This window comes from Kitasatospora sp. NPDC056138, from assembly GCF_042264695.1.
GTDB lineage: Bacteria > Actinomycetota > Actinomycetes > Streptomycetales > Streptomycetaceae > Kitasatospora.
Map to the genome: position 1 here is coordinate 1 of NZ_JBHJVK010000005.1, position 18,741 is coordinate 18,741.

General features: G+C 73.7%; 13 protein-coding genes. 9 read left to right on the forward strand and 4 right to left on the reverse strand.

Going from position 1 to position 18,741, the window contains the following annotated elements; all coding sequences use genetic code 11:
- Nucleotides 1-217 precede the first annotated feature (217 nt).
- Entirely contained in the window at nt 218-754 is a 537-nt protein-coding gene (locus ACFC1R_RS05070) for a hypothetical protein (protein ID WP_375932884.1), read from the forward strand.
- A gap of 408 nt (nt 755-1,162) precedes the next feature.
- Nucleotides 1,163-2,947, forward strand: coding sequence for a glycosyl hydrolase family 18 protein (locus ACFC1R_RS05075; RefSeq protein WP_375932887.1), 1,785 nt, complete (start codon nt 1,163-1,165; stop codon nt 2,945-2,947).
- Nucleotides 2,948-3,016: 69 nt separating this feature from the next.
- Here the strand turns inward: ACFC1R_RS05075 and ACFC1R_RS05080 are convergent, their stop codons facing one another.
- Nucleotides 3,017-3,679 (reverse strand): ABC transporter ATP-binding protein, encoded by a 663-nt coding sequence (locus ACFC1R_RS05080; protein ID WP_375933432.1) that lies wholly within the window; start codon nt 3,677-3,679, stop codon nt 3,017-3,019.
- A 148-nt stretch (nt 3,680-3,827) separates the two neighbouring features.
- On the opposite strand from ACFC1R_RS05080, the gene ACFC1R_RS05085 reads away from it, so the two are divergent.
- From ACFC1R_RS05085 to ACFC1R_RS05095, 3 genes are read left to right on the forward strand one after another with little or no spacing between them, the layout of a single operon-like run.
- Nucleotides 3,828-7,088 (forward strand): FtsX-like permease family protein, encoded by a 3,261-nt coding sequence (locus tag ACFC1R_RS05085; RefSeq protein ID WP_375932889.1) that lies wholly within the window; start codon nt 3,828-3,830, stop codon nt 7,086-7,088.
- Nucleotides 7,085-9,886: a hypothetical protein gene (locus tag ACFC1R_RS05090; protein WP_375932892.1), complete on the forward strand. Its 2,802-nt coding sequence runs from the start codon at nt 7,085-7,087 to the stop codon at nt 9,884-9,886. Before ACFC1R_RS05085 ends, ACFC1R_RS05090 begins: the two co-directional genes overlap by 4 nt.
- Nucleotides 9,883-10,854: an ABC transporter ATP-binding protein gene (locus ACFC1R_RS05095; RefSeq protein WP_375932895.1), complete on the forward strand. Its 972-nt coding sequence runs from the start codon at nt 9,883-9,885 to the stop codon at nt 10,852-10,854. Before ACFC1R_RS05090 ends, ACFC1R_RS05095 begins: the two co-directional genes overlap by 4 nt.
- Before the next feature lie 46 nt (nt 10,855-10,900).
- Here the strand turns inward: ACFC1R_RS05095 and ACFC1R_RS05100 are convergent, their stop codons facing one another.
- The gene (locus ACFC1R_RS05100; protein WP_375932897.1) at nt 10,901-11,461 is read right to left on the reverse strand and encodes a MarR family winged helix-turn-helix transcriptional regulator; all 561 of its coding nucleotides are present in this window, start codon (nt 11,459-11,461) and stop codon (nt 10,901-10,903) included.
- A 152-nt stretch (nt 11,462-11,613) separates the two neighbouring features.
- On the opposite strand from ACFC1R_RS05100, the gene ACFC1R_RS05105 reads away from it, so the two are divergent.
- The gene (locus tag ACFC1R_RS05105; RefSeq protein ID WP_375932900.1) at nt 11,614-12,951 is read left to right on the forward strand and encodes an MFS transporter; all 1,338 of its coding nucleotides are present in this window, start codon (nt 11,614-11,616) and stop codon (nt 12,949-12,951) included.
- A gap of 136 nt (nt 12,952-13,087) precedes the next feature.
- Here the strand turns inward: ACFC1R_RS05105 and ACFC1R_RS05110 are convergent, their stop codons facing one another.
- Nucleotides 13,088-14,170, reverse strand: coding sequence for a MerR family transcriptional regulator (locus tag ACFC1R_RS05110; protein WP_375932903.1), 1,083 nt, complete (start codon nt 14,168-14,170; stop codon nt 13,088-13,090).
- 175 nt (nt 14,171-14,345) lie between these two features.
- Between ACFC1R_RS05110 and ACFC1R_RS05115 the strand changes: the two genes are divergently transcribed.
- The 3 genes from ACFC1R_RS05115 to ACFC1R_RS05125 all read left to right on the forward strand — a co-directional run bounded on the left by ACFC1R_RS05115 (nt 14,346) and on the right by ACFC1R_RS05125 (nt 17,549).
- Entirely contained in the window at nt 14,346-15,977 is a 1,632-nt protein-coding gene (locus ACFC1R_RS05115) for a dolichyl-phosphate-mannose--protein mannosyltransferase (RefSeq protein WP_375932906.1), read from the forward strand.
- Nucleotides 15,978-15,980: 3 nt separating this feature from the next.
- Nucleotides 15,981-16,748 carry an ABC transporter permease gene (locus ACFC1R_RS05120; RefSeq protein WP_375932909.1) on the forward strand — a complete coding sequence of 256 codons (768 nt, stop codon included), beginning with the start codon at nt 15,981-15,983 and terminating at the stop codon, nt 16,746-16,748.
- A 216-nt stretch (nt 16,749-16,964) separates the two neighbouring features.
- On the forward strand, nt 16,965-17,549 hold the full coding sequence (locus tag ACFC1R_RS05125) for a TMEM165/GDT1 family protein (protein ID WP_375932912.1): 585 nt from the start codon (nt 16,965-16,967) through the stop codon (nt 17,547-17,549).
- Between the two features lie 72 nt (nt 17,550-17,621).
- Here the strand turns inward: ACFC1R_RS05125 and ACFC1R_RS05130 are convergent, their stop codons facing one another.
- The gene (locus ACFC1R_RS05130; protein ID WP_375932915.1) at nt 17,622-18,704 is read right to left on the reverse strand and encodes a peptidoglycan-binding protein; all 1,083 of its coding nucleotides are present in this window, start codon (nt 18,702-18,704) and stop codon (nt 17,622-17,624) included.
- Nucleotides 18,705-18,741 lie beyond the last annotated feature (37 nt).

Sequence of the window (18,741 nt, forward strand, 5' to 3'; positions counted from 1 at the left end):
CACCACCCCCCGGATCATGCGAACTACAGGGGGGAACAGTCATGCCGAGCCGGAGGCCGGGAGCCCCATTGCGGGGCCACGGAAAAGGTAACGGGGGCTGCCGCACCTGCGTGAGCCGGCCGGCGTGTCGAGGGCTCACCCGGACGGCGTCGTCGGTTGGCGGGGGCACAGGGGCGGGCCAAGGGTGGGGGTGAGGGCTGCCGAGCGAGGAGATGTCATGGAGCGTCGTCGTCGAGGGCGCCGGACGGCTGTCGTGGTCGCTGCCGTGCTGTGCGCCGGGGCCGGGGTGGCGGGGTGTTCCTCGTCCAGCAGGCCGGTGGGGTCGCCGGCTTCCTCGGCGGCGGCGGCCGCGCAGTCCGCGCTCGCCTCGGGCGCCTCGCAACTGGCCTCGGCCGCCGGCGGACTGGCGTCGGCCGCCGCCTCGGCGATCGCCTCCGCCCGGGCTGCGGCCTCGTCCGCGCTGGCCGGTGTGAAGGGTGGTCTGGACGCCAGGGAGGACGTGACGATCGGGGAGGTGGTGACGGGTTCCGACGACCGTACGGACGCGCCGCTCACCATCACCAACCACCAGTCCACGCCCGGCCGTTACACCATCGAGGTGGACTTCAAGGACCAGTCGGGCAAGCTGCTCGACGCCGTCGTGGTCAGTGTCCCCGAGCTCGCCCCGGGCGCCACCACCGACGCCGCGGCCCGCAGCCACCGCGAGCTCTCCGGTCCGGTCACCGCCGAAGTGGGCGCGGCCCTGCGCTACTGACGGCCGCCCGGGGCGGACGGTCACCCAGGGGTGGGCCCACCGGAGCCCGACGCCCCGACCTGACGGAGACCGACGCGCTCGGCGGCCCCGGCCCCGCAGCCGTCCCGCCACCGGGCCGGTCCGGCCCGGTGCTGCTCGGCGGGGCGGTGAACCTTAAGGCCGGCTCAAGCGGCAACGTCGGCCCTTGACGGCGGAGTTGGTCTAGTCCATTTTGGTGCACAGGTGCAGGGAGCCCTGGGCCGGCGCCGGTGGTCCAGACCTCCGGCGCCGGTTCCGCGTACCCGCGTGCCGTCCCGCGGGCCCCTGCTCGCCCCCGTCCCGCTGCCATGCCCCTGGCCACGTGGCCCCACCCCGCGTGACCTCCCCCAAGGGGGCGGCAGTTCCCCCACAACGAGGAGTCATGCACCCATGAATCGTGCTCTCCCCATCGGCCAGGAGCCGGTCCGCCGGCGGCGGTCGAAGAGCCTGGCCGCGCTCGCGGTCGGTACCGCCGCGTCCCTGCTGCTCGGTGCGGGTCTCGCGCTGACCTCGGGCGGCACCGCCCAGGCCGCGCCGACCAACTCCACCGGTGCCCCGGCGACCAGCGGGGGCATCAAGGTCGCGTACTTCGACCAGTGGTCGATCTACGCCAACGGGTACTACCCGAAGACGGTCCAGGACACCGGCGTCGCCTCGAAACTGGACTACCTGATCTACGACTTCGCCAACATCGACCCGGCCAACCTCACCTGTTTCGAGGCTACCAAGGCCGCCTCGCAGGACGAGAACAACCCCAACGCCGGTGACGGAGCGGGCGACGCGTACGCCGACTACCAGAAGACGTACGACGCGAGCACCAGCGTGGACGGCATCGCCGACACCTGGAACCAGCCGCTGGTCGGCAACTTCAACCAGCTGAGGAAGCTGAAGGCGAAGAACCCGAACCTCAAGGTCCTGCTCTCCATCGGCGGTTGGACCTACTCCAAGTACTTCTCCGACGTGGCCGCCACCGACGGGTCGCGGAAGAAGTTCGTCTCCTCCTGCATCGACATGTTCATCAAGGGCAACCTGCCCGCGCAGGGCGGCTTCGGCGGTCCCGGGACGGGGGCGGGCATCTTCGACGGCTTCGACGTCGACTGGGAGTACCCGGGCGGCGGCGGGCACACCGGCAACCACGCCTCGCCGGCCGACAAGCAGAACTTCACCGCGCTGATGGCCGAGTTCCGCTCCGAGCTGGACGCCCAGGGCAGCGCCGACAAGAAGACCTACGCGCTCTCCGCGGCGGTCGGCGCCGGCCAGGACAAGATCCAGAACGTCGAGACCGACAAGCTCGGCCGGTACCTCACGTTCCTGGACGTCATGACCTACGACATGCACGGCGCCTGGGACGCGACCGGGCCCACCAACCACCAGGCCCCGATCTACTCCGGCCCCGACGACCCGATGACGCCGGTCAAGCCGGGCAACGGCAAGTACTCGATCGACAACGCGATCAAGGCCTGGACGGTCGGTGACCCGCAGTACGGGATCCCCGGCGGTTTCCCCGCCAACAAGATCAACATGGGTGTCCCGTTCTACTACCGCGGCTGGACCGGTGTGCCCGCGGGCGCCAACCACGGCCTCTTCCAGAGCGCGACCGGGCCGGCCACCGGCTCCTCGATGTCCGGCAACGTCAACGGCATCCGGATGTACAAGGAACTGAACGGCTTCGTCGACAATCCGGCCGACACCTACTGGGACGACGCCGCCAAGACCTCGTACTTCTACGACGGCACCACCTTCTGGAGCGGTGAGAACGCCCGGTCGATCCAGGCCAAGCTGGACTACGCGCACTGCAACGGCCTGGGCGGCTCGTTCGCCTTCTCGCTCTACGACCTGGGCACCCAGACCTCGCTGTTCGACTCGATGGTGAACGCGACCAACGGCTCCGCCGCCAACTGCCCGGCCCCGCCGACCTCTTCGCCGTCCTCGTCGACCAGCAGCTCGCCGACCTCCTCGCCGTCGAGCTCCCCGACCGGCTCGCCGACCTCCTCCCCCTCCTCCTCGCCGTCCTCCTGCGCGGGTGCCCCGAGCTGGAACGCCGCGACGGTCTACGCCGCCCCGACCAAGGTCTCCTGGAAGGGCCACTACTACACCAACAAGTGGTGGACCCAGGGCGAGGACCCGACGCTCAGCGGGCAGTGGGGCGTCTGGACCGACAACGGTCCCTGCTAGCAGGTGATCTGACGCAACGAGCAGTCAGCCGCCCCGGGTGCCGATGCGCCCCGGGGCGGCCGGTCGTGATCAGACGATCCGGCCGTCGGCGAGCTCCACCACGCGGTCCGCGAGTTCCATCAGCGTCGGGTCGTGGGTGGCCACCAGGGCGGTGACGCCCTCGCTGCGGACCACGGCGCGCAGCAGTTCCATGACGGCCCGCCCGGTCTCGGAGTCCAGTTGACCGGTCGGCTCGTCGGCGATGATCAGTGACGGTTCGTTGGCCAGGGCGCGGGCGATGGCGACGCGTTGCTGCTGGCCGCCGGAGAGCTCGCCCGGACGCTGGTCGGCATGGTCCGCCAGTCCGACCAGGGCCAGCAGGGTGCGTGCCCGCTCCTCGCGCTCGCGGACCGGGACGCGCCGCAGGCGCATCGGAACGCCCACGTTCTCGGCGGCGGTGAGGATCGGGATCAGCCCGAACGACTGGAAGACGAAGCCGATCCGGTCCCGCCGCAGGGCCAGCCGGCCCTCCTCGTCCAGCTGCGTCAGGTCGGTGCCGTCGAGGGCTATCTCGCCGCTGGTGGGGCTGTCCAGGCCGCCGACCAGGTTGAGCAGGGTGGTCTTGCCCGATCCCGACCTGCCCTTGAGCGCGACGAGTTCACCCCGTCGGACGTCGAAGGAGACGCCGCGCAGTGCGTACACCTCCCCGGCGCCGGAGTCGAAGCACCTGGTCACGTTCCGAATCGTCACCATCTGTGCGGCTGCGGTGTTCTGCTGGATCGTCATGCCCAAGTGTGCGCGATAGTCACATGATTCGCGCAAGACCCTTCCGTTTCAGGGCTTAATCTGACAATAATCTTCGCTATTCGGTGACATCGGGTCCTATCGGGGGAGACGCGGCATGGTCGGCTTCCTGATGTGCCGACTCCGTGGGCGACTTCCGCTGGCGGCCGCCGCCATGCTCACCGTGCTGATCACCGCTGCGGTTCTCGCCACGCTGACGGCGTTCAACGAGAGCGTCGGCGAGCCCGGACTGCGGCACGCGCTCCAGGGCCCCGCCTTCGCCCGCACGGTCGTGGTGGTCCGCGGACACGGCGACGTCGGCGCGCGGGCCACGGAGGACGCCGCCGTCGCGCGGCTGGGCCGGGGGCTCTTCGCCCCGCTGCCCGACACCGTCCGGAGTGTGGCCGACAGCCGGTCCTTCGCCCTGCCCGGCGCACCCGTGGGCGGTCCCGCGGGGGCCGACCCCGACCTCACTCACCTCTCCTCCCTCGACCGTTCGCAGACCCGCCTGCTCGCCGGACGATGGCCGCAGGCCGCCGCCGGGCCCGCCACACCGATCGAGGCGGCCGTCCCGCGGCCGGCGCTCGACCGACTGGGACTCTCCCCGGCCGGCCTGCCGGCGGTCGTCGACCTCACGGACCGGTACGACGGCACCGCGCGCGCCGTCAGGATCACCGGCGTGTACCAGGCGGCGGACCAGGACGATCCCTACTGGAAGCTCGACGACCTGGCCGGTCGCGGCGTCCGGGTCCAGTCCTTCACCACTTATGGCCCGCTGCTCGTCGACGACGCCGCCTTCACCGTGGCCGGGCTCGCCCAGGACGGCCGCAAGTACCTGGTCACCTCCGACTTCGACACCCTCCGCATGGCCGACTCCCAGGCCCTGGGGGACCGCGCCGGGCGGCTGACCCTCGACGGCCTGCAGGTGGAGACCGAACTCCCGCAGGTGCTCAAGGAGTTGGAATCGGACCGGCTGGTTGCCCGATCCACGCTGCTGATCGGGATGCTGCAGCTGACGGTGCTCGCCGTCGCCGCACTGCTGCTGGTGGTCAATCTGGTGACGAACCGTCAGATTGCGGAGAACGAACTGCTCGCCGCCAGAGGCGCTTCACGGCTGCGGATCGGTGCGTTCACCGCCATCGAGGCAGGTCTGCTCGCGCTGCCGGCCGCACTGCTGGCCCCGCCGCTCACTCCGCTGCTGGTCCGGCTGCTGGCGGGTTGGGGGCCGCTGGCGAAGACCCGGCTGCACACCGGTCTTTCCTGGACCAGCTGGCTGGTGGCGGCCGGCTGCGCGCTCGGCTGCGTCCTGCTGGCGGCCGTGCCCGGGCTGCTCCGCTCGGCGGGGACGGCAACGCTGCGGCGCGCCGGACGGCGCCAGGCGGCGGTCGCCGGAGTGGCCCGCTCCGGCGGGGACCTCGCGCTGCTGGGCCTGGCCGCCGTGGCATACCAGCAACTCGCCCACTACGCCGGGGGAGGCCTGAGCGCGGACCAGGCCGGCCGGCTCGGCATCGATCCGCTGCTCGTGGTGGCCCCCACCCTCGCGCTGGCGGCCGGCACCGTCCTGGTGCTCCGGGTGCTGCCGCTGGTGGCCAGGCTGGGGGAGCGGCTGGCCACCCGGCGGCAGGACCTGGAATCCGCGCTGGTCGGCTGGCAGTTCGCCCGGCGGCCCGGGCACAGCACGGGGCCGGTCCTGCTGATGGTGCTCGCCGTCTCGATGGGCATGCTCGCGCTGGGGCAGCGAGCCACCTGGTCCGGCTCCCAGGGCGACCGGGCGGACTTCACCACCGCCGCGGGTCTGCGGATCTCCGCCTCCGGCACAGCGCCGATGGGCCAGAGCGGCCGGTACGCCTCGCTGCCCGGCGGAGACCGCCTGGTCCCGGTCGCCCGGGAGAGCCTCGTGCTGCCCGGTCTGAGCGACGCCGGGCTGCTGGCGCTGGATTCCGCAGCGGCGGCACAGCACCTGCGGATCCGCCCGGACCTGCTCGGTGGCCGCACCGTCGGCGACCTGTTCAAGACGCTGGTCCAGCCCGCGCCCGACGGCCCCCAGGCGGGAATCCCGCTGCCGGGCCACCCGCGCCGGATCGACCTGGACGTGAGCGTCCGGCTGACCGGTCCGGACGGCGGCGGAGCAGGCAGTCCGCACGGCCCGACGGTCAACCTGTGGCTGCGCGACCGGTTCGGGGTCCCGTACGAGGTCCAGGTCCCCGTACTGCCGGTCGGCGACCGGACCGTCTCCGTCGACCTCGGCCCCGACCTGGGTGCTCCGCTGGGAGCGGCGGCCGCTCCGCTGACCATCGCCGGGATCGTGATCACGTTCGACCGGGCCGAGGAGCCCGGTGTCATCGGCGAGCTGACGGTTCACCGGATCGCCGCCGCCGACAGCGCCGACGGACCGGCCACGGCGGTGACCGTGCCGGCCGGCCTCGGGTGGTCGGTCACGACCAAGACCGTCCGGAAGCAGAGGGAGCCGTCGCCCGGCGGCACCGCCGTCGTGGAGGGGCGGAACCCGTTGGTGTTCCGCTACCCGGCCGCGATCGATCCCCAGGTGAGGACGCTCCTCGCCCCGGCCGACGGGAGCGGACGCACCGCGCCGGTTCCGGAGCTCAACGGGATCGCCACCCGCAGCTTTCTGGCGGCGATCGGCGCCTCGGTCGGCGACCGGATCCTGGTCCCGCTGGGCGGCACCACCGTCGGCGTGCGGCTGGTGGCCGCCGTGGCCGCGCTGCCGACGGTCGAAGGTCCCGCCCTCGCAGTCGACCTGGGGGCGCTGAACCGCGTCCTGGCCGACCGGCAGAGTCTGCCCGTCGTCCCGGACGAGTGGTGGCTGCCCGGTACCGGACCGGGCGACCCGCTGCCGGGAAAGGCCGCGGCGGAGCTCCGGGCCGGGCCCGGAGCCCAGACCCTGCAGCTGCGGGAGGAGGTCGCGGCCGCGCTGCGCGGTGACCCGATAGGAGCGGCTCCGCAGAACGCCCTGGCGGCTCTGGCCGTGGCAGCCGCCGTGGTGGCCGCGATCGGGCTCGCCGCCGCGACCGCGGGCGCCGCGGCCGAACGGGCCGGCGAGTTCGCGGTCCTGCTCGCCCTGGGTGCCTCCCGGCGCCGGCTGGCCCGCGCGGTGGTGGCCGAACAGGGTGTCCTGGTGCTGCTCGCCGTGGCGGTCGGTGTCGGTCTCGGCACGGTGCTGGCGCACCTGGTGCTCCCGCTGATCGTGCTGAGTCCGGCGGCCCGCCGTCCGGTACCCGAGGTGCTGGTGCACCTGCCCCTGGGCCAGGTCGCGCTGCTGGCGCTGGCGATCGCGGCCGGACTGCTGGTGTCGGTGCTCCTCGGCGGACGCCGCAACCGGGACCTGACCGCACGCCTGCGGCATGTGGAGGAGACATGAGCGAGCCGCTGGGCGGTCTGGCCGGAGCACCCTGGGTGCGCACCAGGCTGCGTACGGCACCGACGGCGGCCCTGCTGACGGCCGTCCTGGTGTTCGTCACGGCCTTCCTGGCCGCCGCCCTGCCCCGCGCGCAGGACCGGGGTGCGGACCAGGCGCTGCGCGAACTGATCCGCAGGCACGGCCCGACGGCCGGCTCCCTGACGGTGAAGGTCCGGCCGGACGTCCTTCCGTCGGCCGAGGAACCCGTGGACGACTCCGGGCTGCGCGGGACCGAGCTGGATCTTAAGGCCAAGGCGGTCGCCGGCGCTGTCCCGGCTCCGCTGCGGCTGACGGCCGACGGCCCGATCTACGGCTCGGCGGCGAAGGCCTCGCGCGACCTGATGGACAGCGGACTGGCCCGCCCCGGCGGGCTGCCGCCCAAGCTCGGCCTGTCCTACCTGAACGCCGCCGCCTCGCACGCCCGCCTGGTGGCCGGCCGGTGGCCCACCGCCGCCGTGGCGCATCCGCGCTACGAGGTGGCCCTGTCCGAGGTCACCGCCGCCACCCTCGGCGTCCGGGTGGGCTCGACCCTGAACGCCGGGCCTCCGGTGGGGGGGACCAGTGACGGGGCGAGGGCCGAGGTGGTGGGGCTGTTCAGCCCGGACCAGCCGGAGAGCGCCTTCTGGGCGGGCACCCCGTGCCTGGCCGCCGCCTGCCTGAGCAGCATCGTGAAGGACGGCATGGCCATCCCGTACTGGTCGGCCGGTGGCCTGGTCGGCCGTGGCGCACTCGCCGGGCTGTCCTCCTGGGGCGCCGGTTACCTGGACTTCTACCAGCTCCCGTTCGACCCCGCCGCACTGCACGCCGACCGTCTGCCCGCCATCCGGAGCGCGGTGGCCTCGCTGATGGCGGGACCGGCGAACGTCCGGCTGCCCGACGCACTCGGGTCGCACGACATCCAGGTCGACTCGGTACTGCCGCAGCTGTTCACCGAGGCGGCCCACCGCCAGGCCGCCATCGCACCGCTGACCGCGGGCGGCCCGCTGGGCGCGGCCGGGGTCGCGGGCGCGGTGCTCTGCCTGGCCGCGGCCCTCGCCGCCGAGCGCCGGGCCACCGAGCTGCACCTGCTCCGCGCCCGTGGCGGTTCGCGGACCGGGGTGCTGCGCCGGCTGCTCGGCGAGACGGCGGTGACGGTGCTGCCCGCCGCGCTGGCCGGAACGCTGCTCGCCCTGCTGGTACTGCCGACCGGGCGCTGGGGTGCCTCGGTGCTGGCCGCCCTGGCGATCACCCTGGTCGCGCTGCTGGGCCTGCCGCTGCGGGCCCTGGTGCTGTCGGTCGGTCCCCGGCCGGACGGCGGACGGCGGCGGCTGGTCGTCGAACTGGCGGTGGCGGCCGTCACCGTGGGCGCGCTGGTCGCCGTCCGGCGCCGGGGGGTGGCTCCCGGCGGCGACGGAGTCGACCTGCTGCTGGTCGGCGCCCCGCTGCTGCTCGCACTGACGGCGGCCCTGGTGCTGGCCCGGCTCCATCCGGTGCTGATCGGCTGGGTGGCCCGTCGGGCGGGCCGCCGCCCCGGGCTGGTGGGGTTCCTCGGGCTGGCCCGCGCCGCCCGGGGAGAGGGGCGGCGGAACCGGCCCTCCGTCCTTCCGCTGCTCGCCCTGCTGCTCGCGGCCACCACGGCGGGCTTCGGTGCCACGGTGCTGGACTCGGTCACCGCAGGGCGTGAACGGGCCGCCCTGACCGATGTGGGCGCCGGGGCGAGGGTGGCCGGCCTGGCCGCCGCGGTCCTGCCCGAGGGCTTCGAGGCGGCTGCGGCCCGGTTGCCCGGCGCCGGCACGGCCACCGCAGCCTGGACCGACGACGGGGTGTCGGTGGGCACCTCCGGCAGTGCGCTGATCTCGGGCGTCACCGTGGTCGTGATCGACCCGGTGGCCTACGCCGAGCTGGCCCGCGACCTCGGCCGCGGTGGCTTCGACCCCGCGCTGCTGGCCGACGACGGCCGGGCGGACTCCTCGGTCCCGGCCCTGGTCAGCCGGGACGTGGCCGAGCGCCTCGGCGGCGCGCCGGGCGCGGTCCGGTTCGCGTCCGCAGAGCTCCGGGTCCGGGTGGCGGGAGTGGTCGACGGTACCCCGGTCGTCAACGGCGGTGGCGGAACCAGGACCATGGTCCTCCCGGCCGGCCCGGCGACCCGCCGACTCCCGCGGCTCGGCCGCCCCAACCTGTGGCTGGCCACCGGCCGACTCGAGACGGCCGCGCTGCGCGACCTGCTCCAGCGGCTTTCCCCGGCCCGCCCGGTCGCTGCCGGCGCCGCGTCGAAGCAGTGGTCCGAGGACTCCTACTCGGTCCGGACGAGGGCGGAGGCCGCTCGCGAACTGGCCGTGGACCCGCTCCAGCGGACGGGGGTCGGGCTGTTCTGGGCGTCCGTCGCTGCGGCCGGCGGCTACGCGCTGCTGTCCGTCCTGCTGACCCTGGTCCGGGCCGCGCCGGAGCGGGCCGCGCTGCTGGCCCGGCTTCGCACCATGGGCCTGCGGCCGTGGCAGGGGCTGGCCCTGATCCTGGCCGAGGCGCTGCCGCAGCCGCTGGTGGCCGCAGTCGCGGGTGGCCTGGTGGCCGCCGCCGCGGTGCCGCTGCTCGGCGCGGCGGTGGACCTTTCGGCCATGGTCGGCGCGCCGGTAGCCACCGGGCTGCGGACCGCCTGGCTGCCGGTTCTGCTCCAGGTGCTGGCCCTGGCGACGATCGCGACCGCGACGGTCGTCGCCGAGGCGGCGGTGTCCGGGCGGCGACAGATCACCACCGAGTTGAGAGCGGGGGACGGGCGATGAGCGACACCCAGACGGGACCCGGCTACCAGGAGCTGCAACGGGCGGCGCTGGCCGCCGCCGGGGAGCGTGCGTACGGGGCGGACGCGGCGATCGCCTGCGACCGGCTGGTGCGGATCTTCACCGCGGACCGGGTGGAGGTCCAGGCCCTCCAGGGACTGGACCTGGTGGTGGACCAGGGGGACCTGGTCGCGCTGGTGGGTGCCTCGGGCAGCGGGAAGTCGACGCTGCTGAACATCCTGGCGGGCCTGGACGTGCCGACGGCCGGCGGTGCCCGGGTGGCGGGCCGCGACCTGCTGGGGATGTCGGCCAAGGAGCGGCTGCGCTACCGCCGGGAGGTGGTCGGCTTCGTCTGGCAGCAGACCGCGCGCAACCTGCTGCCCTTCCTGACGGTGGCTCAGAACGTCGCACTGCCGATGCAGTTGCGTGGCCGGGCCGGATCCAAGGGGGCCGCGGCGCGCCGATCGGCCCGGGTTGCGGAGCTGCTGGAGGTGCTGGGCATCGGAGATCTCGCCCACCGCAGGCCGTCCCAGCTCTCGGGTGGTCAGCAGCAGCGAGCCGCCATCGCGGTGGCGATGGTCAACTCCCCGGCGGTGCTGCTGGCGGACGAGCCGACCGGCGAGCTGGACTCGGAGACCGCCGCCGGGATCTTCGAGGCCTTCCGCACGACCAACCGGGAGCTGGGTGCCACGGTGGTGATCGTCACCCACGACCCGATGGTGGCGGGCGAGGTGCGCCGCACCGTGGCGATCCGGGACGGCCGGACCAGCAGCGAGGTCCTGCGGCGGACCGTGATCGACGAGCACGGCGCGGAGACCGTCAGCGAGCGCGAGTACGTGATGCTGGACCGCACCGGCCGGGTGCAGCTGCCCCGCAAGTTCCTGGAGGCGCTCGGCATGGAGCACCGGGTGGCGGTGGACCTCGAACCGGACCACGTCGCCGTCCGGCCGGACGGCCCGACGGGGAGCTGAGCCACCGGTCGGCACCGGGCCCGCGGGGTCCCGGCGCCGACCGCACTCAGTCCAGGTCGTCGGTGCGGCCCAGGGCGTCCGGCTGGGTCTCCTCGATGCGGCGCAGCATCCGGCCGAGCAGCGCGGAGAGTTCGGGGCGCTCGGCCTGGGTGATGTCCTGGAGCAGCTCCTCCTCGAAGACCGCGGCCATCCGCATCGACTCCAGCCACTTGTCGCGGCCTTCCTCGGTCAGCTCGATGATCACGCGGACCCGGTTGGCCTCGTCCCGCTCCCGGGTGACCAGGCCCTCGGCGACCATCCGGTCGATCCGGTGCGTCATCGCGGCGGGGGTCAGGCCGAGCCGCTTGGCCAGGTCGCCGGGGCCCATCCGGTACGGGCTGCCGGAGACCACCAGGGCCTTGAGCACCTCCCACTCGGCGGAGGTGATCCCGAGCACAGTGAGCTGCCGCCCGTAGGCGACGCTCATCCGCCGGGCGACCCGGGAGAGGGTCGAGACGATGGTCTCGACCTGGGGGTCGACCGTGGGGAACTCCCGCAGGTAGACGGCCACTTGGTCGGCGATGTCCAGCTCGTCGCAGGTCGTCGGTGCGGCCTTGGGTGCACTCATGCGGCCCATTCTCCCACGAAGGGATGCAGGCGTTAAGCCTTTGACGGTTCAGGGTTCCGATGTTTAGAGTTTAGCTCTGAAATCTTCCGCATCGAAGAGTATCCGCTCGAAGAGTGTCTGCTCGAAGAGTATCCAGTGAAAGGGTGTGCACGGTGACCGGCACGGTGAAGCAGCAGAGGCAGCAGCGTCATGGGGCGGGCGGCCCGCTGCGCCGCGTCCAGATCGGCAATGCGCTCAGCGCGTTCGGCAGCGGATTCACGATGCCGTACATGTTCGTCTACGTGGACCAGGTCAGGGGCCTGGGCTCGCTCGCCGCCGGGATGGTGTTCACCGTCTTCGCGCTGGCCGCGCTGGCTGTGCTGCCCTTCACCGGCCGCGGGATCGACCGGTACGGTCCTCGCCCGGTGCTGCTCGCCGGTACGGCCCTGGCGGCCTCCGGAGCGTTCGCGTTCGGCCACGCCACCGGCACCCCCGGCCTGCTGCTCTCGTCCTTCCTGTTCGGCGCGGGTGTCACCACCTGCCAGCCGGCGCTGGCCACGATGATCGTGCGCTGCTCGACCCGGGCCACCCGCTCGCGGGCCTTCGCGCTCCAGTTCACCCTGGTCAACCTGGGGATGGGCATCGGCGCCCTGGTCGGCGGACAGATCGTGGACGTGGCCGACCCGGCCAGCCTGACCCGGCTGTTCACCATCGAGGCGCTGACCTTCCTGGGCCTCGCCGTCGTCACCGGCACCGCGCGCATCCCGGCGCCCGCGCCGGTCGCGGTCGAGGAGACCGAGGGCGGTCCGCAGGGGCTGCGCGCGCTGTTCGCCGACAAGGCCATGATGCGGCTCTGCCTGCTCGCCGGGCTGATCTTCTTCACCTGCTACGGCCAGTTCGAGTCAGGGGTCGCGGCCTTCGCCACCGACACCGTCGGCACCGCGCCGTCCACCCTGGGCCTGGCGATCGGCGCCAACGCGCTGACCATCGTGGTGCTGCAGATGTTCGTGGTGAAGCTGACCGAGCGCCGCCGCCGCACCACCGCGATGGCCGCCGCCGGCGTGGTCTGGCTGGGTGCCTGGGCGATGGCGCTGACCGCCGGTCTGGTCCGCTCCGACGAGCTGGCCGCGACCGTGGCGATCGTCGCGGTGTACGCCCTGTTCGGCGCCGGTGAGTCGCTGCTGGCCCCGACCATGGGCCCGATCGTCGCCGACCTCGCCCCGGCCCGGCTGCTCGGCACCTACAACTCCGCGCACGCCCTGGTGAAGCAGATCGCCATCGCCGTCGGCCCGGCCGTCGGCGTGCTGCTGGTCGGCTCCGGCACCTGGCCGCTCTACCTCGCCGTGATGGTGCTCTGCACCCTGCTGATCGTCACCCTGGCCGTGCGCCTGCGGGCCCACCTGACGCCCGCCCAGGACAACGCCGTCCTGCAGCCGGGCATCCCGGTGACCCGGGTTCCGGCCCGCCGCGCCTCGGTGACCTCGACCGGGGAGCTCCCGGCCGTGGCGTGACCTCGGCCCCACCGGCTTCCGGCCGCCGTCCGCAGCACCTCGGGGGAGGAGCTGCCGGACGGCGGCCGGACCCGTCTTTGACGGGGCCGGGTCCGAAAAGGGGCCAGGCCCGAACGGAGTCAGGCTTCGAAGGGGGTCAGGAGAGGGTCGTGGGCATCAGCAGGGAGAAGGTCTCCGCGCGGTCGGGGAAGCGGACGGCGAGCGGGGCGATGGGGCCGCCGAGTTCCAGGACCAGCTGGCCGGCGCCGCCCGCCGCGACGGCTTCCAGCAGGAAGTCCCGGTTCACCCCCACCCGCAGGCCGTCCGCCGGGCCCTCGGGGTCGGCCACGGTGAGCGAGCCGTCGGCGGACACGGCCAGCACCGAGACCTCGCACGCGGCGCCGTCCTGGCTGCGGACCACGCTCCTGGTGGCGGCGCCGGCCAGGGCGCCGCGCAGCTCGGCGGTGTCCAGGCGCAGCCGGTGGGTGGGCTCCAGCCGGATCAGCGGCCGGTAGTCGGGGTAGTCCTGGTCGATCCGCTCGCCCAGTACGGCGCGGTCGTCGACGGTGGCGATCAGCCGGTCGCCCTCGACGACGAGGCGGACCGGCCGGGCGCCGGAGCCGTCCAGCAGCGGGCGGAGCTCGTCCACGAAGGAGGTCGGGGCGATCACGCTCGCCGTCCCCTCGGCCGGTCCTTCGAGCGGTGCCTGGGCGACGGCCAGCCGGTAGCGGTCGGTGGCGACCAGGCGCAGCAGCCCGGCCTCCGCCTCCAGCAGCACGCCGCCGACGGCGGGCTGTTCGGGGTCGGTGCCCACGGCGAAGCGGACCGCGTCCAGTGCGGCGGCCAACTCCCGGGCCTGAACGGTCAGTCGGGCCACGGTGATCGGGTTCATCGGGTTCTCCCTCAGGTCGAGTAGCGTCCGTACCGTGGAGAGCTCGCGACGCGCGTCGGCCAGACCGTCCTCCAGCCGCCGCAGGTGACCGTCCAGCACCTGCCGGGCCGTGCCCGCGGGCTCGCCCAGCACGCGCGAGATGTCCGCCAGCGGCATGCCGACCCGGCGCAGCCGGGCGATCAGCCGGGCGTCCGCCAACTGCTCGGGCGCGTACCAGCGGTAACCGCTCTGCGGATCCACCCACGCGGGCCCGAACACCCCGGCCCCGTCGTAGAACCGCAGTGCGCTCACGCTCAGCCCGCTGTCCCTGGCCATCTCACCGATGCTGTGCATCACGCTGCTCTCCACGCCGACGACTCTGTGGCCTCGACCAGGTCGAGGGTCAAACCCGGGCGCCCACCGTAGTACGAGGTGCAGCGGGGCCTGCCGCGTCGGATGCTGGCTAGGGTTTCGGAGCAAGGGCGACGTAGTGTCAGCCGGGGCCGGCACCCCACAGCTATCGAAGCGATGAATCGGCGAGGTCATGGCACACGCGACAGTCACCGACACCGACCCCCCGGTCCGCACCGCGCTCCCGGCGCGGGCGGCCCGGTACCTGAGCGGGCCGGAGGTGGGGTGGGTCGTCCGGTACTCGGGCTGGCTCGGACCGGTCGCGGTCGCGCTCTTCGCCGGGATCCTGCGGTTCTGGAACCTCGCCTACCCCAACGCCTTCGTCTTCGACGAGACGTACTACCCCAAGGACGCCTGGTCGCTGCTGCACCAGGGCTACGAGGGCGTCTGGCCGGAGAACTCTAACTTCGGGATCCTGTCGGTCCCGCAGAACGTCCCGCTCACCCCGGCCCCCGAGTTCATCGCCCATCCGCCGCTCGGCAAGTGGGTCATCTCGCTCGGCGAGTCGGCCTTCGGCCTGCACCCGTTCGGCTGGCGGGTGGCGGTCGCGCTGCTCGGCACGCTGACCGTGCTGATGCTGGCCCGGATCGGCCGCCGGCTGTTCTCCTCCACCCTGCTCGGCTGCACCGCCGCGCTGCTGATGGCCGTGGACGGCCTGCAGTTCGTGATGAGCCGGGTCGGGCTGCTGGACGGGGTGGTGATGTTCTTCGTCCTCGCCGCCTTCGGCTGTCTGCTGGTCGACCGCGACCACACCCGCGAGATCCTGCGCGCCGCCCGGGCCGAGGGCGGCCGGGCCGGGGACGAGGTCCGGCTCGGGCTGCGCCCCTGGCGGCTGGCGGCCGGACTGCTGCTCGGCGCGGCCTGTGCCACCAAGTGGAACGGCGCCCAGATCCTGGCCGCCTTCGGACTGCTGACGGTCCTGTGGGACCAGTCCGGACGCCGCTGGGCCGGGGCCGCCCGCCCCTGGCGTTCGATGCTCCGGCGGGACGCGCTGCCCGCCTTCCTCTCGACGGTCGGCGTCGCCGTACTCGTGTACGTCTCGGCCTGGAGCGGCTGGTTCGCCACCGACGGCGGCTTCGACCGCCACTGGGCCGAAGGCCGGGCCGGTCTCTCCCCGCCGCGCACCCCCGTGGTGGACATCCCACTGCCGCAGGTCCCGATGGGCTGGGTGCCCGAGTCGCTGCGCAGCTGGTGGCACTACCAGGCGCAGATGTACGACTTCAACACCGGCCTCACCAGCCCGCACATGTACCAGTCCAACCCGTGGAGCTGGCTGGTCCAGGGACGCCCGGTCAGCATGTACTGGCAGCAAGTGCCGCAGGGGCAGCAGGGCTGCACCGCCCAGGGCGGCTGTGCCTCCCAGATCCTGGCGCTCGGCACCCCGCTGCTCTGGTGGACCGCCTGCTTCGCGCTCGCGTACCTGCTCTGGCGCTGGTTCTTCCGCCGGGACTGGCGGGCGGGTGCGGTACTGGCGGGTGTCGCAGGGGTCTACCTGCCCTGGTTCCAGTACCAGCACCGGACGATCTTCTCCTTCTACATGGTGGTGCTGGTCCCCTTCCTCTGCCTGGCGGTGGCCTTCATGCTGGGGGCGATGCTCGGCCCGCCCGGCTGCCCGGCGCCGCGCCGCCGGTACGGGGCGATCGCCGCAGGTGCCGTCGTACTGGCGATCGTCGGCTGCTTCGCGTACTTCTACCCCCTCTACACGGCGGAGGTGATCCCCATGACGCAGTGGCAGGAGCGGATGTGGCTCACCAGCTGGATCTGAGCCGTGGCGGCCGCGAACCAGCTCCTTCCGGTCACGCCCGCCCTCGGGGCCGTCACGGCCGCGCTGCTGCTCGCGGCGGTCGCGGTCGCCGGCTGGGGGCTGCTCGGACACGGCCGGGACGTCCTGCGGGCGGGGCTGCGCGCCGTGCTGCAGCTGGGGGTGGTCGCCTACGTGATCACCTGGGTGGTCGGCTCGCTCTGGACCTCCGCGCTGTTCGTCCTGGTGATGTTCACGGTCGCGGTGCGGACCGCCGGGCGGCGGATGACGACCGGACCCGGCTGGTACTGGGCCGCCGCCCCGATCGGGATCGGGGTGCTGCCGGTGCTGGCGCTGCTGCTGGCCGGCGGACTGCTGCCGCCCGAGGGCCTGTCGGTCATCCCGGTAGCCGGAATCCTGATCGGCGGCGCGCTCACCGCCACCTCACTGGCCGGCCGCCGGGCACTGGACGAGCTGCGGCAGCGGCACGGCGAGGTGGACGCGGCGCTCGCGCTCGGCTTCGAGGACCGGGACGCCCGGCTGGAGATCTGCCGGACGGCGGCGGCGACCTCGCTCGACCCGGCACTCGACCAGACCAGGACGGTGGGCCTGGTCACCCTGCCCGGGGCCTTCGTCGGGATGCTGCTCGGCGGGGCGACGCCGGTACAGGCGGGCGCGGTGCAGCTGTTCGTGCTGATCGCGCTGCTCGCGGTGGAGGCGGTGGCGATCGTCGTGGTGCTGGAGCTGGTCGCGCGGGGACTCGTGGCCCACGGGGTCGGTACGCCGATCGGGTAGGCTGGCGGGTGTTGAAGGGGAGTAGCCCTCCACCGGACCGTCGACATACTGGCCTCGCCTCGTGCGGGCCCGGCGCCCGGGACACCCGCCCGTCGCGGGGTGTCGGCGAGACCTTCGGCCGCAGTGCTGTGACCATGACCAGTGCTGTCGGGCCGAGGCGTCCCCCGATGGGTGGTCATCCGGCCGGGCAGCCAGACCAAGGGAAACCACGTCCCGATGAGCCTGACCATCGCCGCTCTGACCTTCGGCATCATCTTCCTCGCCGAACTGCCCGACAAGACCGCCCTGGCCAGCCTGGTCCTCGGCACCCGCTACCGGGCGGGCTACGTCTTCGCCGGGATCGCCGCCGCCTTCGCCCTCCAGGTGGGCCTCGCCCTGGCGGCGGGCAGCCTGCTCGCTCTGCTGCCGCAGCGCTGGGTGGAGGGCGTCACCGGCCTGCTCTTCCTGATCGGCGCGCTGATGCTGCTCTGGCACAGGGACGAGGAGGAGGACGGTCACGCCGCCAAGGAGCCCTCCTCGGGCAGTTTCTGGAAGGTCGCCGGAGCCAGCTTCGTGGTCGTCGCGATCGCCGAGTTCGGTGACCTGACCCAGATCATGACCGCCAACCTCGCCGCGAAGTACGCCGACCCGATCTCGGTCGGCATCGGCGCCTGGCTGGCGCTGTGCGCGGTCGGCGGGATCGCCATCGTGGGCGGGCAGAAGCTGCTGCAGTACGTCCCGATGAAGGTCATCGTGCGGGTGGCGGCCGGTGTGATGCTGCTGATGGCCGCCTTCAGCGTCTTCAACGCCGTCACCGGCTGAGCCGTTCGCCGCGCGGTCGGCTCCCCGGGCTGCGTGGTGCCCCCGCGCGGTTCCCCGCGCCCGGGGCCCGGCTCAGCAGCCGGTGCCGGCCTCCAGGGCGGCCCGGGTGTTGGGGCCGTACACGCCGTCCGGGTCGCCCTGGACGTCCGCGTACTGCTGGTAGTCGCTGACGGCCGCCTCGGTCTGACCGTCGTACTTGCCGGAAACCCGCAGGTACGGGTCGCCACAGTCCCGAAGCTGGCGCTGCATCGCGGTGACGTCCGGTCCCCTCATGCCCGGGGTCAGGGTGGGCGCCGTGCTCCGGGTCGGGGACGGTGCGGCGGTGCTCGGGGCGGCGGTCGGGGACGGGGGCGGGCTCGGCTTGGCCGTCGTGGGCTTCACCGCGATCACCGGGGCGCGGCTGACCGTGGGGGACGGCCTGGCGCTCGACCTGGTGGGGGACGGCGAGGGGCTGTCCGGCGCCGCGCTGGACGGCGGGGCGCTGACCGCCGCACCGGTGGGCAGGGCCGTCATGGTGCCGATCGGAGCGGGGACCGCCTGGTCGTTGCCGCCCTTCCCCTGGGCGGGCGCCAGCGCGAAGGCGATACCGGCGCCAATCGCGACGATCCCCACTCCGGCCGCCGCCATGGCGGCCTTGCGTCTGAGCGGGGCCTCGTGCTGCTGCACCCGCCGCTCGGCCCGCCCACCGGGCCCGTCGCCCTGCTGGAAGGCGAAGGTCCCGAGCTCGGCCGGCTGCGGCTGCGGCTGGTACGGGGGAACGGGCTGGTGCTGCTGCCGGTACGGCGGCTGGAACTGCTGCTGGTGGGGCCGGTAGGGCTGCTGCGCGGGCGCGGGCGCGGGTGCGGACGGGTACGGCTGCGGCGGTACGGGCGGCAGCAGCGCCGTGGCCTCGGCGTCCTGCGCGGGGACCGGCGGCAGCAGGGCGGTGGGGAACGCGTCCGGGTGCGGTTCCTGGTACTCGGCCGCGGCCGGGACGTACGGGCGGACCAGCGGCGGGCCCTCGGTGTGCGGGAGGACCGCGGTCTCGTCCATGTCCGGGTGCACCGGGTGCACCGGGTGCATCGGGTGGCCCGGCTGGCCGTACGGGACGGCGGCGCACGCGCAGCCGCCGGGAGTCCGGACGGTGCCGCACCTGGCGCAGTGCTCTCCCGGCATGGGCCGGTCCTCCTCGGTTCCGATGGCGAACCCGCCT

Excerpts from the sequence above, each read along its gene's own strand:
- ACFC1R_RS05095 (WP_375932895.1), top strand. The coding sequence starts at position 9,883 with ATGAGCGACACCCAGACGGGACCCGGCTACCAGGAGCTGCAACGGGCG.
- ACFC1R_RS05075 (WP_375932887.1), top strand. The coding sequence starts at position 1,163 with ATGAATCGTGCTCTCCCCATCGGCCAGGAGCCGGTCCGCCGGCGGCGG.
- ACFC1R_RS05125 (WP_375932912.1), top strand. The coding sequence starts at position 16,965 with ATGAGCCTGACCATCGCCGCTCTGACCTTCGGCATCATCTTCCTCGCC.
- ACFC1R_RS05130 (WP_375932915.1), bottom strand. The coding sequence starts at position 18,704 with ATGCCGGGAGAGCACTGCGCCAGGTGCGGCACCGTCCGGACTCCCGGC.
- ACFC1R_RS05080 (WP_375933432.1), bottom strand. The coding sequence starts at position 3,679 with ATGGTGACGATTCGGAACGTGACCAGGTGCTTCGACTCCGGCGCCGGG.
- ACFC1R_RS05070 (WP_375932884.1), top strand. The coding sequence starts at position 218 with ATGGAGCGTCGTCGTCGAGGGCGCCGGACGGCTGTCGTGGTCGCTGCC.
- ACFC1R_RS05090 (WP_375932892.1), top strand. The coding sequence starts at position 7,085 with ATGAGCGAGCCGCTGGGCGGTCTGGCCGGAGCACCCTGGGTGCGCACC.
- ACFC1R_RS05100 (WP_375932897.1), bottom strand. The coding sequence starts at position 11,461 with ATGAGTGCACCCAAGGCCGCACCGACGACCTGCGACGAGCTGGACATC.
- ACFC1R_RS05115 (WP_375932906.1), top strand. The coding sequence starts at position 14,346 with ATGGCACACGCGACAGTCACCGACACCGACCCCCCGGTCCGCACCGCG.
- ACFC1R_RS05085 (WP_375932889.1), top strand. The coding sequence starts at position 3,828 with ATGGTCGGCTTCCTGATGTGCCGACTCCGTGGGCGACTTCCGCTGGCG.